The following is a 13,936-nucleotide window of genomic DNA, read 5'->3' on the forward strand; positions in this document are numbered from 1 at the left end:
ACTTGGCAGAATTTGCTTTGCTGCGGCATCCTGGCGCCCGGCGCCGCAGCGCCCCCCCGGCCCCCATGTCACCCTATGCACTCATCCTGGACGACCACCCGCTGGTAGCACGCGGCGTGGCCGAATTCCTGCGCTTGCGCCTGCCCTACCTGGAGGTGGCCGTGGCCGGGTGCGCCGATGACTTTCTGCCGCTGGTGGCCACGCGGGGTGCCCCCGCCATCGCGCTCGTCGACTTCTGGCTGGCCGAAGGTGCCGCGCTGGGCCTGATCGCGCTGGTGCGCGAGCACTGCCCCGGCACCGCGCTGGCGGTCGTCAGCGGCGACGACGACCCGGCCATGATGGAGCGCGTGCGCCAGGCGGGTGCGCACGGCTTCATCCACAAGCAGGCTCCGCCAGAGATCTTCGCCCAGGCGGTGGAGGCCCTGCTGGGCGGCCTGGCCTGGTTTGTGCCCGCCCCCCCCGGCAACCAGCCCCCGCGCAGCCGCGACCTGCCGGTCACGCCCGCCGAACTGGGCCTGTCGGTACGCCAGGGCGAAATCCTGGCGCTGGTGCTGCAGGGGCTGCCCAACAAGCGCATCGCGCTGCAGTACGACCTGTCGGAGAGCACGGTCAAGGAGCACATGAGCGCCATCCTCCTGCGCCTGGGCGCACGCACCCGCGTGGAGGCCATCACGGGGCTGCGCGGGCGCCGGCTGGTCCTGCCCGGTCCACCCGCCTGAACACCGGCCCGCCCGCGCCCCATGCCACTCCAGTTCTTGCCGCGCCGCTGGTTTCCCCACCCCCATCCCCGCGCCGGCACCGGACCGGGCGAGCGCGGCCAGGTGCGCATCCCGGCCTGGACCGCGGTCCACGCCCGCGCGGCCCTGGGCATGTGGCGGCAGGCGCGCCGGCTGCGGCGCCGCCGGGAGGCGGCGGCCGCCTTCGCACGCACATGACGCCCAACACCAAGGCCCCGGGCCACGCGCACGGCGCGCCCAGCGCACAAGGCTGGCTGCTGCTGCTCGAAGCCTCTTTTGCGCGCCTGCGGCTGGGCATGTCGGTCATGCCCGCCATGGGGCTGCTGTTTGGCCTGCTGCTGGGCTGGCAGGGTGGGCAGGCCATGCCGCTGCTGGCGTGGGGAGGCGCATACCTGCCCGTGTTGCTGTTCGTGGGGTGGGGCCACCGGCAGTACCGGCGCGAACGCGCCTTGCGGCCGCCCGAAGTCCTGCTGCCCCCCTGGACCCGCCGCGTGTGCTACCTGGCCCTGGCGCACGGGGTAGGCGTTTCACTCTCGATAGCGTTGTCGCTGGGCCACGCCAGCTACGAATACATGCTGTTGCTGCATATCACGCTGGCGGGCATTCTGGCCGCCAACGCAGCGCAGATGACCGCCACGCTCGCTGTCTACCGCATGTATTTCGTGGGTGCCGTGGGTGGGCTGGCGATGATCCCCTGGGCGTTTCCGGCGCAGTGGCCGTTTGTACTGCCCATGACGCTGGTGATGGCCGCCGTGATCTACCGCAGCGCCATGAACTCGCACCGGTTCTTCGTGCGCCAGGTGGTGCTGGAAGAGCGCAGCCGCGACCTGGCCGAGCGCTACCGCGAGGCCAGCGACGCGGCCGAAGCCGCGCTGGCCGAGAAGAACCGGTTTCTGAGCACCGCCGCCCACGACCTGCGCCAGCCCGTGCACGCCATGGCGTTGCTGGCCGAAGCCATTGCGCTGCAGGGCCAGGACCACCCGCACATCGGCCCCTTGCTGGGCCAGTGGCGGCTGAGCATGCACTCGCTCAGCCAGATGTTCGACGCCCTGCTCGACCTGTCGCGCATCGAATCAGGCACGGTGGAGCTGCGGCCCGCGCCCGTGCCGCTGGCCCACCTGTTCGACGACCTGCGCCACCAGTTCGTCACCGAAGCCACCGCACGCGGGCTGGCCCTGCGCATGCGCCCGCCCCCGGCGCACGCCACGGTGCTGGCCGACCCCGCGCTGGTGCGGCAGTCGCTGGCCAACCTGGTGCACAACGCCTTGCGCTACACACTGCGGGGCGGGGTGCTGGTGGGCGCACGGCAGCGCGGTGGCCACTGGCGGCTGGAGGTGTGGGACACCGGCGAAGGCGTGGCACCACAGGAGCAGGCCGCCATCTACCAGGCCTTCTACCGCCCGCAGAGCGCGGGGCACCTCCACCGCGAAGGCCACGGCCTGGGGCTGGCCGTGGTGGCGCGCTGCGTGGCGCTGATGGGTGCACGCCAGGGCATGGCCTCGCGTCCGGGGCGGGGGTCGTGTTTCTGGATCGAGCTGCCGGCCACGGCCGCGCCTGCGCTGGCGCCCGACGCACGTGGCACCGCCGCGCCACGCACCTGGCCCCGCCTGCAGGGCCGGTGCCTGGTGCTGGACGACGATCCCCACGTGCTGCGGGCCTGGTCGGCCCTGCTGGGCGGCTGGGGCATCGCGTTGCGCACCGCCCGCACCCCCGGCGAGGCCCACGCCCACCTGGACAACGGCTTTGCACCTCAGGCCATCCTGTGCGACCAGCACCTGTCGTCGGGCGATAGCGGCTTTGACGTGCTGCGCGTCCTGCTGGAGCGCTGCCCCGCCGCGCGCGGAGCCATGGTGAGCGGCGAGTTTGACTCACCCGCCCTGCACGAGGCCGATGCCGAGGGCTACCTGGTGCTGCGCAAGCCCGTGGATGTGGACGCGCTCCATGCGGTGCTGGCCCAGTGGCTGCCGCCGCAAGAAGCTTGAACAAAACAGGCCCTGGCGCTTTCCCCTTCTGCGCCAACAGCTATTCGATTCATAGCAATCAGCATCAAGCCAGCGCGCGCTGAATGATGATCTTCTGCACGTCGCTCGTGCCTTCGTAGATCTGGCACACGCGCACGTCGCGGTAGATGCGCTCCACCGGGAAGTCGTTCACCACGCCGTAGCCGCCCAGGGTCTGGATGGCGGCGCTGCACACGCGTTCGGCCATCTCGCTGGCGAACAGCTTGGCCATGGCGGCTTCCTTCAGGCAGGGCCGGCCCGCATCGCGCAGCGCGGCGGCGTGCCAGATGAGCTGGCGCGCGGCTTCGATCTGCGTGGCGCAGTCGGCCAGGCGAAAGCCCACGGCCTGGTGGTTGAAGATGGCGGTGCCGAAGCTCTCGCGCTCTTTCGAATACGCCAGCGCCACGTCGAAGGCACTGCGTGCCATGCCCACGCTTTGCGCGGCGATGCCGATGCGGCCGCCCTCGAGCGCGCCGAGGGCGATCTTGTAGCCCTCGCCTTCCGCGCCGATCAGGTTTTCGGCCGGAATGCGGCAGTGGTCGAAGTTGATCTGCGCGGTGTCGCTGCTGTGCTGGCCCAGCTTGTCTTCGAGCCGCGCGACCACGTAGCCCGGGTTGCTGGTGGGCACGAGGAAGGCGCTCATGCCCTTCTTGCCCGCGCCCTTGTCGGTCACGGCGATGACGATGGCCACGTGGCCGTTCTTGCCGCTGGTGATGAACTGCTTGACGCCGTTGATGATGTACTCGTCGCCTTGCTTCACTGCCGTGGTGCGCAGTGCCGAGGCATCGGAGCCCACATGCGGCTCGGTCAGGCAGAACGCGCCCAGCATCTCGCCACGGGCCAGCGGCGTGAGCCAGTCGCGCTTTTGCTGGGCGTTGCCATAGCGCATGAGGATGGCGTTGACCGGGCAGTTGGTCACGCTGATGGCGGTGCTGGTGCCGCCGTCGCCGGCCGCGATCTCTTCAAGCACCAGCGCGAGGGTGACGTAGTCGAGGTGTGCGCCGCCAAATTCTTCGGGCACGCAGATGCCATACGCGCCCAGTGCAGCCAGGCCCTGGTGCGCCTCCTTGGGGAAGTGGTGTTCCTTGTCCCAGCGCGCGGCGTGGGGCCACAGCTGTTCCTGCGCGAAGTCGCGCACCGCGTCGCGGATCATTTCCTGGTCTTGGGTCAGCAGCATCGGGGTTGTCTCCAGAAGTCGTTGTGGGTTCGGTCGAAAGGGTTACCAGTGGGTGGCGCGGCGGCCGTCGTGGTGCAGCAGGCGGCCCTTGTCGGCGGCGGTGACGCCCGCCACGGTGGCGCGCAGGCCGCGCACGCTGTCCTGCACCGTCAGCGCGGCGCCTTCGCCGCCCATGTCGGTCTGCACCCAGCCGGGGTCGATGGTGATGAGCGTGGCGCCTGGGTAGTCATGCTGGGCCGCGGCCACCGCCATGTTCAGCGCCGCCTTGCTGGTGCGGTACAGCCAGGAGCCGCTGCCCGGCACCCTGCCAATCTGCGACATGGACGAGGACAGGAACGCGAACACGCCCTGCGCGTCGGCCACCAGGGGCGCGACCTGCGGCAGCGCCTGCATGGCGCCCAGCACGTTGGTGTGCATGACGGCATCGAAGTCCTGCTGCGTGGGCGGCGTGAGCGCGTTGGGACGGCGGATGACGCCCGCCACGTACCAGGCGGTCTCGATCTTTTCGCCGTCCAGTTGCCAGGCCAGCGCGCTCACACTGGCGGGGTTGGCCACGTCCACGGTGAGCACCTCGGCGCCCAGGGCCTGCACCCGTTCGCGGCCCGCTTCGTCGCGCACGGTGGCGATCACGCGGCGGCCCGCCTCGGCGTACTGGCGCACCAGCTCCAGACCGATGCCGCGCGATGCGCCGATGACAAGTATGGATTTCATGGTTGAAATTTGGATTGAATTGGGCCCTGGCGCCTATGTATCAAGCGCCAATAGCTATCAAAATAGTAGCAATCACTCTCAACACCCTCAGGCGTCGCCGAGCTGCTGCTCCTGCGCCAGTTGGGCGCGGTAGCGCTGCAGCATCGCCACTTGCGACTCAGGCTCGGTGGCGAGGCCCATCTGGTCGTGGATCATCTGGTCCATGGTGGGCAGCGCGGCGCGGTCCACCTGCGCATCGGCGGACCACAGCCGCGAGCGCATGAAGGCCTTGGAGCAGTGCAGATACGCCTCGGCCACGCGCACTTCGATCACCATCTTTGGGCGCTGGCGCCCGGCCGTGAAGAAGTCGGTGTACAGCGCCTCGTCGCGCAGGCGCGCGGTGCCGTTCACCCGCAGGGTTTCGTCCACGCCCGGAATCATGAACAGCAGGCCGATGCGCGGGTCATCGAGCAGGTTGGTCAGGGTGTCGAGCCGGTTGTTGCCCCCCGCGTCGGGCAGCAGCAGGGTGTGCGCATCGGGCGACTTCACGAAACCGGGCGCACCGCCGCGCGGCGAGGCATCGAGCAATGCGCCATGGAGACCACCACTGGCCACCACGCAGAACGGCGACAGGGCAATGAAGCGCTGGCAGTGCGCATCCAGCTGCGGTTGCTGCTTGTGCAGGGCCCGCTCGCTTGGGGCGGCATACAGGGCGCGCAGCTGCTCGGTGGTTTCGATCATGGTCGCGTCCAGGTCAATGCACGGCAAATTCGAAGTAGCCCGACCACGCCGGGTCATAGGTGGTGGACAGCACCAGCGACTCGGCCTCTTCCCGCAGCAGCAGAGGTGCCAGCGCCTGCCTGGCCAGTTGCTCGTCGCCCACGTAGTAGACGGCCTTGCGGCGCCCGGCACGGGTCAGGGTGTAGGCCAGGATGCCCAGCTGGGGCAGCTCCAGCAGCGTGGCGGCCTGGTCCTGCAGCGCCTGCACGGCGGCCAGCTCATCGCGGTCCCCCACGGCCAGGTCCAGCACCAGCGCGTGCGACAGGTCGGCGCGCATGGCCACGGGGCTGGCGCTGCGGTTGACCATGACAATGGCGGTGTCCTCGCGCCCCCCGGGGCCTTCGTCGTCGTCGCCATCTCCGGGCTCGCCGCCGAACGCCATCGTCATGCCCGACCAGTCGTGTTCACCCGCCGGGAAGTCTCCCGTGCGGCCCAGCGTCTCGACCCAGTAGCGATCAAACACCGGAGGCAACTGGCTGAGTGGGACCCACTGCGCCTGCGGGTCGCCAGCCTGCCCGACAAAATCCACCGCCCCCACCTTGACGGCGAAGTCGTACTCGCCGAGCACATGGTCGAGCATGATGAACGCCATGTTGCGCGCATGGTCCTGGTAGTCGCTCGGGATCTCGCGGCCAAAGCGGATCTCCAGCGCGGCCTGCCCGCCATCCTGGTCCAGGGCGATGAGCACCTCGGACGTGGCCAGCTGGAAACCGTCCATGCCGATGGGAAAGTCCGGCTGCGTGGTGCGCTCGCGGAACGCGCGCACGCGGTAGTTCTGCAGCGCGGGCGCGGCCGCCACCGCCTGCATCAGCAGTGGAAATTTTTCGGTGCTGCCGTGGGCGGTGACGATGAGGTCCACCACCGCATCGCCGTCGCCGCCGGACATCTCCAGCGCCAGGCCGCCCAGGTGGCACTCGATGAGCGCGTTGGCGGACTCGACCCGCTCGCGCAGCGGCTGGGCCTGGAGCGATGCCTGGGCATCGGAAAACGCGCGCCAGAAGGCGGTGATCTCGGGAGAGGGTGCGGTCATCACTGTCCTTGTGAAAAGAGCCAAATCATCCCATCTCCCTCCCGCATCAAACGAGTTCCAGCGCCACCGCCGTGGCTTCGCCGCCGCCGATGCACAGCGTGGCCAGGCCCTTGGTCAGGCCGCGCGCCTGGAGGGCATACATCAGCGTGACCATGATGCGGGCACCGCTGGCACCGATGGGGTGGCCCAGGGCGCAGGCGCCGCCGTTCACGTTGACCTTGTCGTGCGGCAGGTCCAGCTCTTTCATCAGCGCCATGGGCACCACGGCGAAGGCCTCGTTGATCTCCCACAGCTGCACGTCGCCCACTTCCCAGCCGGCCTTGGCCAGCGCCTTCTGCGTGGCGCCCAGGGGGGCGGTGGCGAACCACTCGGGCTCTTGCGCGTGGGTGGCGTGGCTCACGATGCGCGCCAGCGGCTTGGCCCCGAGCTTCTTCGCGGTGGATTCGCGCATCATCACCAGCGCGGCGGCGCCGTCGTTGATGCTGGAGCTGGATGCGGCGGTGATGGTGCCGTCCTTCTTGAAGGCGGGCTTCAAGGTGGCGATCTTCTCCAGCTTGACCTTGCCCGGGCCTTCGTCCACCGACACCACGGTCTCGCCCGCGCGGGTCTTGACGGTGACGGGTACGATCTCGGCCGCGAACGCGCCGGACTCGGTGGCGGCCTTGGCGCGCTGCACGCTGGCCGTGGCGAACGCGTCCTGCTGCTCGCGCGTGAACTGGTACTTGGCGGCGCAGTCTTCGCCAAAGGTGCCCATGCTGCGGCCTGCTTCATAGGCGTCTTCCAGGCCGTCGAGCATCATGTGGTCGAAGATGCGGTCATGGCCCAGGCGGTAGCCGCCACGCCCCTTCTGCAGCAGGTAGGGGGCGTTGGTCATGCTCTCCATGCCGCCGGCCACCATCACGTCGTGCGAGCCAGCCAGCAGCATGTCGTGCGCCATCATCGCGGCCTTCATGCCAGAGCCGCACATCTTGCTGAGCGTGACCGCGCCAGCGCCCTTGGGCAGGCCGCCCTTGAAGGCCGCCTGGCGTGCGGGCGCCTGGCCCTGGCCGGCCATCAGGCAGTTGCCGAACAGCACCTCGCCCACGGCGTCGGGTGACACACCGGCGCGCTCGATGGCGGCCTTGATCGCGGCGCCGCCCAGGTCGTGCGCGGCCAGGCTGGAAAAGTCGCCCTGCAGCGAGCCCATGGGGGTGCGCGCGGCGCCGACGATGACGATGGGGTCTTGGGTGGATGTGGACATGGTGCAAATCTCCTGGGAAGGGTTCAAACGAAAGTCGGGGGTTGAATGAAATGGACTACCGGGCCGGCGCGCCCTGCGCGAAGCGCCGGTCCGTGTCGTAGGGAAAAACGTCGAACATGTGGCCCGCCTGGATGCGCTCCTTGTGCGACTGCCAGAACGCGGCGTCGAGCAGGTCGGCGTGGTGCGACATGAACACCTCGCGCACGGCATCGTTGCCGAGCAGGAAAGGGCCGAAGGTTTCGGGGAACACATCGCGCGGGCCCACGCTGTACCAGACCTCGCCGCTCATCTCTTCCTCCTCGTTGCGCGGCGTGGGTACGCGGCGGAAGTTGCAGTCGGTGAGGTATTCGATCTCGTCGTAGTCGTAGAACACGACCTTGCCATTGCGCGTGACGCCGAAGTTCTTCCAGAGCATGTCGCCGGGGAAGATGTTGGCGGCCACGAGGTCCTTGATGGCGTTGCCGTATTCGATGACGCTGTGCTCCATCTGCTGGCGCGCACGCGGGTCGGAGAGCCCGGTGTCGAAGGCTTCCTGCAGGTAGATGTTGAGCGGGATCATGCGCCGCTCGATGTACAGGTGCTTGATGATGACTTCGGTCTGGCCGTCGCCATCGCGGTCGCTGATCTCCAGCTGGCTGGGGGCGAACTTCTCGATCTCGGCAATCAGTGCATCGTCAAACCGGTCGCGGGGAAAGGCCACCTCGCTGTACTCCAGCGTGTCGGCCATGCGGCCCACGCGGTCGTGCTGCTTGACCAGCAGGTACTTGGCCTTGATCTGCTCGCGCGTGGTTTCCTTCTGGTGCGGGAAATAGTCCTTGATGAGTTTGAACACGAACGGGAAGCTCGGCAGGTCGAACACCAGCATCACCATGCCCTTGATGCCGGGGGCGATGCGAAACTGATCGCTGGAATGCTTCAGGTGGTACAGGAAGTCGCGGTAGAACAGGGTCTTGCCCTGCTTGGCCAGGCCCAGCGCGTTGTAGATCTCGGCGCGCGGCTTGCGGGGCATGAGGCTGCGCAGGAACTGCACGTAGGCGCTGGGCACCTCCATGTCCACCATGAAGTAGGCGCGGGCGAAGCTGAACAGCATCTGCATATCGTCTTCGCCGAACAGCGCGGCGTCGATGAACAGCCTGCCAGCATCGTCGTGCAGGATGGGCAGCGCAAACGGCACTTCGTTGAAGCCGTTGATGATCTTGCCCACCACATAGGCGCCCTTGTTGCGGAAGAACAGGCTGGTGAGCACCTGGATCTGGAAGTTGGCGCGCAGCCGCACCTTGTCGAGGCGGCCGCGCACGGCGGCCACCACGCAGGCACTGTCTCGCGCCAAGTTCGCAAACTCACGCTGCAACTGGAAGTTCTCGATGATGGTCTGGAACGTCTCGTGCAGATTGTCGCGGGAGGGGTAGTACGCGCGGTAGGTGGGGCGCGCCGCGGGCTCTTCGTTCTCGATGTATTCGGTGCTGACCGCGGGCCGCACGAAGATGAAGTCGTTGTGGAAATGCGTGCGGTGCAGGATCTTGGTCGTGACCGAGTTGAAGAAGGTCTCTGCCAGCTCGGGCTGGTGGTGGTTGACCAAGAGGCCGATGTAATGCAGCTTGATCTGGTGCCACACGTCCATGGGCTGCGCGCCCGCGCTGAATTCCTTCTCCAGCCGGCGCACGCATTCTTTCACGCGCAGGTCATAGAACTCGATGCGTTCGCGCTGCGCCCGCTGCTGGCCGTGCCAGTCGCCGGTTTCGAAGCGGTGCTTGGCCCGCGCCGACTCGGTGCGGAACAGCCGGTAGTGCCGGTTGAAACCGTCCATCATGGCCTTGGCAATGCCGTAGGCCTGGGGAGCATCAAGCCGTTGCGGGAACATGGCAGTCTTTCAGCGCAGGCATCGCAATGCGGTCAGGCAAGAGGCGGGCTATTGCCTTTTGACGGCCGCAACACCGGCGATCGCCGCCTTGTACAGCGAGTCCAGGCCTTCGGTGCTGCCCACGGACATGTGCAGGTTGTTGATGAGACCGTCCTTGAGCCCATAGCACCAGCCGTGCAGCGTGACCTTCTGGCCCCGGCCCCAGGCGTCGAGCATCACCGTGGTCTGGGCGATGTTGACGACCTGCTCGATGGCGTTGAGCTCGCACAGCACGTCGTGGCGCCACTCTGGGGCGGTGGCGGCAATCAGGTCGCGGTGGCGGTCGCGCACGTCCTGCACATGGCGGATCCAGTTGTCGGCCAGGCCCACGCGCGTGCCCTCCAGGGCCGCCAGCACGCCACCACAACCATAGTGCCCCACCACCATGAGGTGCTCGATGTGCAACTGGTCCACCGCGTACTGGATGGTGGAAAGGCAGTTCAAGTCGGTGGGCACCACCACATTGGCCACGTTGCGGTGCACGAACACTTCGCCCGGCTCCAGGCCCGTGATCTGGTTGGCGGGCACGCGGCTGTCGGAGCAGCCGATCCACATGTACTTGGGCTTTTGCTGGGCCAGCAGGCTGGTGAAGAACCCGGGCCGCTCGCGCTCCATCTGGGCCGCCCAGGCGCGGTTGTGAACAAACAGGTCGTCGATCGAGGAGGGCATGTTGTCCTTGGAGAGTCAGTGAAAGAAGTGAAGCTCAGCAGGTTTCGGCGAACAGCTCGCGGCCGATCAGCATGCGGCGGATCTCGCTGGTGCCCGCACCGATCTCATACAGCTTGGCATCGCGCCACAGGCGGCCCAGCGGGTATTCGTTGATGTAGCCATTGCCACCGTAGATCTGCACGCCTTCGCCTGCCATCCAGGTCGCCTTTTCCGCGCACCACAGGATCACGCTGGCGCAGTCCTTGCGCACCTGGCGCACGTGGTCGGTGCCGAGCATGTCGAGGTTCTTGGCCACAGTGTAGGCAAACGAGCGCCCCGCCTGCAGCACGGTGTACATGTCGGCCACCTTGCCCTGAATGAGCTGGAACTCGCCAATGCTCTGGCCGAACTGCTTGCGGTCGTGAATGTACGGGATCACGTTGTCCATCACGGACTGCATGATGCCCAGCGGGCCGCCGGTCAGCACCGCACGTTCGTAGTCCAGGCCGCTCATCAGCACCTTGGCGCCCTGGTTCAGGCCACCGAGCACATTGGCGGCGGGCACTTCGACATTGTTGAAAACCAGCTCGCCCGTGTGGCTGCCACGCATGCCCAGCTTGTCGAGCTTTTGCGCAATGCTGAATCCCGGCATGCCTTTTTCGATCAGGAAGGCCGTGACGCCCCGCGCCCCCATTTCGGGTTCGGTCTTGGCGTACACCACGAGGGTGTCGGCATCCGGACCATTGGTGATCCACATCTTGTTGCCGTTGAGCAGGTAGTAGCCGCCCTTGTCCTCGGCCTTGAGCTTCATGCTGATCACATCGGAGCCCGCGCCCGGCTCGCTCATGGCCAGCGCACCCACATGCTCGCCACTGATGAGCTTGGGCAGGTACTTGGCCTTTTGTGCCTCGCTGCCGTTGCGGTTGATCTGGTTCACGCACAGGTTGCTGTGCGCGCCGTAAGACAGGCCCACGGAGGCGCTGGCGCGGGAGATTTCCTCCATGGCCACCATGTGGGCGAGGTAGCCCATGGCGGCGCCGCCATATTGCTCGGGCACCGTGATGCCGAGCACGCCCAGGTCGCCCATCTTGCGCCACAGGTCCATGGGGAACTGGTCGCTGCGGTCGATCTCGGCCGCGCGCGGCGCGATCTCGGCCTGCGCAAAGTCGCGCACGGCATCGCGCAGGGCATCGATATCCTCGCCCAGTTGGAAGTTGAGGCCAGGCAGGTTGGCGGGAATGCTCATGGTGAATGTCTCCTCAAAACAGATGGTGGAAGGTGGCTTGTTCAGCCTTGGATGTTGTCGCGCCCGGTGACGGCCATGAGGGTGCACCCCATGGTGGCCACCAGCTTTTCCTGGGAGTTTTCTATGGCGAAGGCACGGCCCTCGCACACGGTGATGGTGCGGCCGGGCTTCAGCACCCGTCCCTCCATGCGAAAACGCTGGCCCTTGGCGGGGGCCAGCAGGTTGATCTTGAATTCGATGGTGAGCACGGCGGCGTCGGGGCCCATCAGGGTGAACCCCGCATAGCCACAGGCCGAATCCAGGGCGGTGGCCACCATGCCGGCATGCAGGAAGCCATGCTGCTGGGTAAGTGCCGGAGCCCATTCGAACTCGATGTCGACCGCCCCCGCCGCCACGCGGGCCAGGCGCGCGCCCAACGTCTGCATGGCGCCCTGAAGGGCGAAGCTGGCGCGCACGCGCTCCGCGTAGTCAGCGCACCGGGGCTCAAGGGGGGGCGTGCTCAAGGCAATCTCCTGATCAGCATTTACGTTTACGTAAACGTCAATTATGAATCATTTTTGCTTTTCGACCTTCAGCAGGAGTGCCCGCGCCTCGTTTTCATGCTCCTGGACCTCCTCCAGATTGGCCTGCAGGTCAGCCATCTGTTCCTCGAGCTGCTTGCGATGGACGACAAGCACATCCAGAAACTTGCGCAGCTGCACGCCCGTGTCGCGGGGACTGTCGTACAGATCGATGATCTCCTTGGCCTCCGTCAGCGACAGCCCCAGTCGCTTGGCGCGGAGCGTGAGGCGCAATCGGGTCCTGTCACGGGCACTGTAGACGCGGTTTCGGCCCGCTGGTCCCGTGCGTTCCGGTTGCAGCAGGCCCATGTCTTCATAAAAGCGGATCGCCCGCGTGGTGAGATCAAACTCTTTGGCGAGATCGCTGATGGTGTAGGTGTTGGCCATGGTGGGTACTGCGTGCAGCAAGGTCGGTTTCGCACAGGAGACAGCCCCGCGGCCGCAGCTCCCTACAATGCATCGGATGCATGACGTTTACGTTAACGTCAATGCTAACCCATACCACGACCGCCATGAACCCACTCGAACACCAGATCCACTACCCGCTTGGCGATGCACTCCCTCCGCAGGGGGGCACCATGGAAGTCGCACCTGGCGTCAAGTGGATCCGCATGGGCCTGCCATTCGCGCTGGACCACATCAACCTGTGGTTGCTGCGCGACCGGCAACCCGACGCCGACGGCACCATGGTCAGCGGCTGGACGGTGGTGGACTGCTGCATCGACAGTGCGACCACGCGTGCACAGTGGGAACAGGTTTTTGCGAGCAGCCTGGAAGGGTTGCCGATTTTGCGCGTGATCGTGACCCACATGCATCCGGACCACATCGGGCTGGCGCATTGGCTGTGCGACCGATGGAAAGTACGCCTTTGGATCAGCGCCACCGACTACAACGTGGCGAGAACCGCGGTATACGACCGCAATGGATTCGGTGGCGAGGCCAGCGCCGACTTCTATGCCCTGCATGGCATGCAGGATGTGGAATTTCTCCAGCATGTCCGGGGACGCGTGTCGTACTTCCCGACCCTGGTGCCCGCCCTGCCTCCGACCTTCCGCAGGCTTATGGAAGGTGATGTCATCGAAATCGGTGGCCGCGATTGGCAGTGCATTAGCGGGTACGGGCATGCGCCTGAGCACATTGCCCTGTATTGCGCAGAATTGTCCTCCCTGATCAGTGGCGACATGGTGTTGCCGCGCATTTCCACCAACGTCAGCGTCCACGCGGCAGAACCCGAATCGGACCCTCTGCGGCTTTTTTTGGCCTCCCTGCTCCGGTACCTCGCATTGCCGGCTGACACGCTTGTCCTGCCGTCTCATGGCAAACCCTTCCAGGGATTGCATGAACGCATCCAGCAACTGCAGAACCATCACCGGGATCGGCTGGCAGAAATCCTGGAGGCTGCGAAATCGGGCCCTTTGTCAGCGGCGGATGTGCTGCCCATCATGTTCAAGCGAAAGCTGGATGCCCACCAGATGACCTTTGCGATGGGCGAGGCGCTGGCCCATCTGCACCTGCTGTGGTTTGACAGCCAACTGCATCGGGTTCTCGACGCCGCTGGCGTTCACAGGTTTGCCCCCCCACGCAAGCATTGAACTTGCGCGAACCGCCGGTGCATTGGAGCTCAGGCGCCTTCGTCATGCGTGTGGGTGGCGCAGTGGTGGAAAGGCGCTACCCGCGTATAGGCAGGTGCCGCAGAGTGATGAAGAAGACGTGTGGCGGGTTTTTCGCGAAGCGGGGGCACAAGAGCAGGGTGAGTCCATTCCATCAGACGCTCATAGAGCTCACCAAGGTCCAGACCAGCAGAGAACCCAGCTGAATGGATGCTTGCTTTTCGCCATCCCTCAAAGCAAAAAACCCCAGTCATTGCTGACTGGGGTTTTCTGGGCTGTAAGAGCCTGACGATGACCTACTTTCACACGGGAACCCGC

The 13,936-nt window shown here is 66.4% G+C and carries 14 protein-coding genes; 4 read left to right on the plus strand and 10 right to left on the minus strand.

Annotated features, from left to right (window positions below):
• Positions 1-65: 65 nt before the first annotated feature.
• Genes AC07PV_RS24190 through AC07PV_RS24200 form a run of 3 tightly spaced genes read left to right on the plus strand, consistent with a single transcriptional unit; the run spans position 66 to position 2,719 of the window.
• Positions 66-719: a LuxR C-terminal-related transcriptional regulator gene (locus tag AC07PV_RS24190; RefSeq protein ID WP_494596395.1), complete on the plus strand. Its 654-nt coding sequence runs from the start codon at positions 66-68 to the stop codon at positions 717-719.
• 21 nt (positions 720-740) lie between these two features.
• Positions 741-935, plus strand: coding sequence for a hypothetical protein (locus AC07PV_RS24195; protein WP_494631525.1), 195 nt, complete (start codon positions 741-743; stop codon positions 933-935).
• On the plus strand, positions 932-2,719 hold the full coding sequence (locus tag AC07PV_RS24200; protein WP_494631526.1) for a hybrid sensor histidine kinase/response regulator: 1,788 nt from the start codon (positions 932-934) through the stop codon (positions 2,717-2,719). The genes AC07PV_RS24195 and AC07PV_RS24200 overlap by 4 nt, the downstream gene beginning before the upstream one ends.
• 64 nt (positions 2,720-2,783) lie before the next feature.
• Here the strand turns inward: AC07PV_RS24200 and AC07PV_RS24205 are convergent, their stop codons facing one another.
• The 10 genes from AC07PV_RS24205 to AC07PV_RS24250 all read right to left on the minus strand — a co-directional run bounded on the left by AC07PV_RS24205 (position 2,784) and on the right by AC07PV_RS24250 (position 12,395).
• A complete protein-coding gene (locus tag AC07PV_RS24205) occupies positions 2,784-3,914 on the minus strand; it encodes an acyl-CoA dehydrogenase family protein (protein ID WP_218339908.1) in 1,131 nt (376 codons plus the stop codon).
• A gap of 42 nt (positions 3,915-3,956) precedes the next feature.
• On the minus strand, positions 3,957-4,625 hold the full coding sequence (locus AC07PV_RS24210) for an SDR family oxidoreductase (RefSeq protein WP_218339909.1): 669 nt from the start codon (positions 4,623-4,625) through the stop codon (positions 3,957-3,959).
• Positions 4,626-4,712: 87 nt separating this feature from the next.
• The gene (locus AC07PV_RS24215; RefSeq protein WP_494631528.1) at positions 4,713-5,345 is read right to left on the minus strand and encodes a pyridoxamine 5'-phosphate oxidase family protein; all 633 of its coding nucleotides are present in this window, start codon (positions 5,343-5,345) and stop codon (positions 4,713-4,715) included.
• A 13-nt stretch (positions 5,346-5,358) separates the two neighbouring features.
• The gene (locus tag AC07PV_RS24220; protein WP_218339912.1) at positions 5,359-6,414 is read right to left on the minus strand and encodes a DUF695 domain-containing protein; all 1,056 of its coding nucleotides are present in this window, start codon (positions 6,412-6,414) and stop codon (positions 5,359-5,361) included.
• A 46-nt stretch (positions 6,415-6,460) separates the two neighbouring features.
• A complete protein-coding gene (locus AC07PV_RS24225) occupies positions 6,461-7,654 on the minus strand; it encodes an acetyl-CoA C-acyltransferase (RefSeq protein ID WP_494631529.1) in 1,194 nt (397 codons plus the stop codon).
• Positions 7,655-7,709: 55 nt separating this feature from the next.
• A complete protein-coding gene (gene aceK / locus AC07PV_RS24230) occupies positions 7,710-9,515 on the minus strand; it encodes a bifunctional isocitrate dehydrogenase kinase/phosphatase (RefSeq protein WP_494631531.1) in 1,806 nt (601 codons plus the stop codon).
• Positions 9,516-9,563: 48 nt separating this feature from the next.
• Entirely contained in the window at positions 9,564-10,223 is a 660-nt protein-coding gene (gene can / locus AC07PV_RS24235; protein WP_010466789.1) for a carbonate dehydratase, read from the minus strand.
• A 34-nt stretch (positions 10,224-10,257) separates the two neighbouring features.
• A complete protein-coding gene (locus AC07PV_RS24240) occupies positions 10,258-11,448 on the minus strand; it encodes an isovaleryl-CoA dehydrogenase (RefSeq protein ID WP_218339915.1) in 1,191 nt (396 codons plus the stop codon).
• Positions 11,449-11,489: 41 nt separating this feature from the next.
• Positions 11,490-11,951, minus strand: a complete 462-nt coding sequence (locus tag AC07PV_RS24245; protein ID WP_494631533.1) for a PaaI family thioesterase — start codon at positions 11,949-11,951, stop codon at positions 11,490-11,492.
• Between the two features lie 48 nt (positions 11,952-11,999).
• Positions 12,000-12,395 carry a MerR family transcriptional regulator gene (locus tag AC07PV_RS24250; protein WP_218296297.1) on the minus strand — a complete coding sequence of 132 codons (396 nt, stop codon included), beginning with the start codon at positions 12,393-12,395 and terminating at the stop codon, positions 12,000-12,002.
• A 125-nt stretch (positions 12,396-12,520) separates the two neighbouring features.
• On the opposite strand from AC07PV_RS24250, the gene AC07PV_RS24255 reads away from it, so the two are divergent.
• Positions 12,521-13,600 carry an MBL fold metallo-hydrolase gene (locus AC07PV_RS24255; protein WP_492253997.1) on the plus strand — a complete coding sequence of 360 codons (1,080 nt, stop codon included), beginning with the start codon at positions 12,521-12,523 and terminating at the stop codon, positions 13,598-13,600.
• Positions 13,601-13,936 lie beyond the last annotated feature (336 nt).

The organism is Acidovorax sp. GW821-FHT09A11, from assembly GCF_059418365.1.

Coding starts and splice junctions, on each gene's coding strand:
- can (WP_010466789.1), bottom strand. CDS start 10,223: ATGCCCTCCTCGATCGACGACCTGTTTGTTCACAACCGCGCCTGGGCG.
- AC07PV_RS24255 (WP_492253997.1), top strand. CDS start 12,521: ATGAACCCACTCGAACACCAGATCCACTACCCGCTTGGCGATGCACTC.
- AC07PV_RS24200 (WP_494631526.1), top strand. CDS start 932: ATGACGCCCAACACCAAGGCCCCGGGCCACGCGCACGGCGCGCCCAGC.
- AC07PV_RS24190 (WP_494596395.1), top strand. CDS start 66: ATGTCACCCTATGCACTCATCCTGGACGACCACCCGCTGGTAGCACGC.
- AC07PV_RS24210 (WP_218339909.1), bottom strand. CDS start 4,625: ATGAAATCCATACTTGTCATCGGCGCATCGCGCGGCATCGGTCTGGAG.
- AC07PV_RS24240 (WP_218339915.1), bottom strand. CDS start 11,448: ATGAGCATTCCCGCCAACCTGCCTGGCCTCAACTTCCAACTGGGCGAG.
- AC07PV_RS24215 (WP_494631528.1), bottom strand. CDS start 5,345: ATGATCGAAACCACCGAGCAGCTGCGCGCCCTGTATGCCGCCCCAAGC.
- AC07PV_RS24225 (WP_494631529.1), bottom strand. CDS start 7,654: ATGTCCACATCCACCCAAGACCCCATCGTCATCGTCGGCGCCGCGCGC.
- AC07PV_RS24250 (WP_218296297.1), bottom strand. CDS start 12,395: ATGGCCAACACCTACACCATCAGCGATCTCGCCAAAGAGTTTGATCTC.
- aceK (WP_494631531.1), bottom strand. CDS start 9,515: ATGTTCCCGCAACGGCTTGATGCTCCCCAGGCCTACGGCATTGCCAAG.
- AC07PV_RS24205 (WP_218339908.1), bottom strand. CDS start 3,914: ATGCTGCTGACCCAAGACCAGGAAATGATCCGCGACGCGGTGCGCGAC.
- AC07PV_RS24195 (WP_494631525.1), top strand. CDS start 741: ATGCCACTCCAGTTCTTGCCGCGCCGCTGGTTTCCCCACCCCCATCCC.
- AC07PV_RS24220 (WP_218339912.1), bottom strand. CDS start 6,414: ATGACCGCACCCTCTCCCGAGATCACCGCCTTCTGGCGCGCGTTTTCC.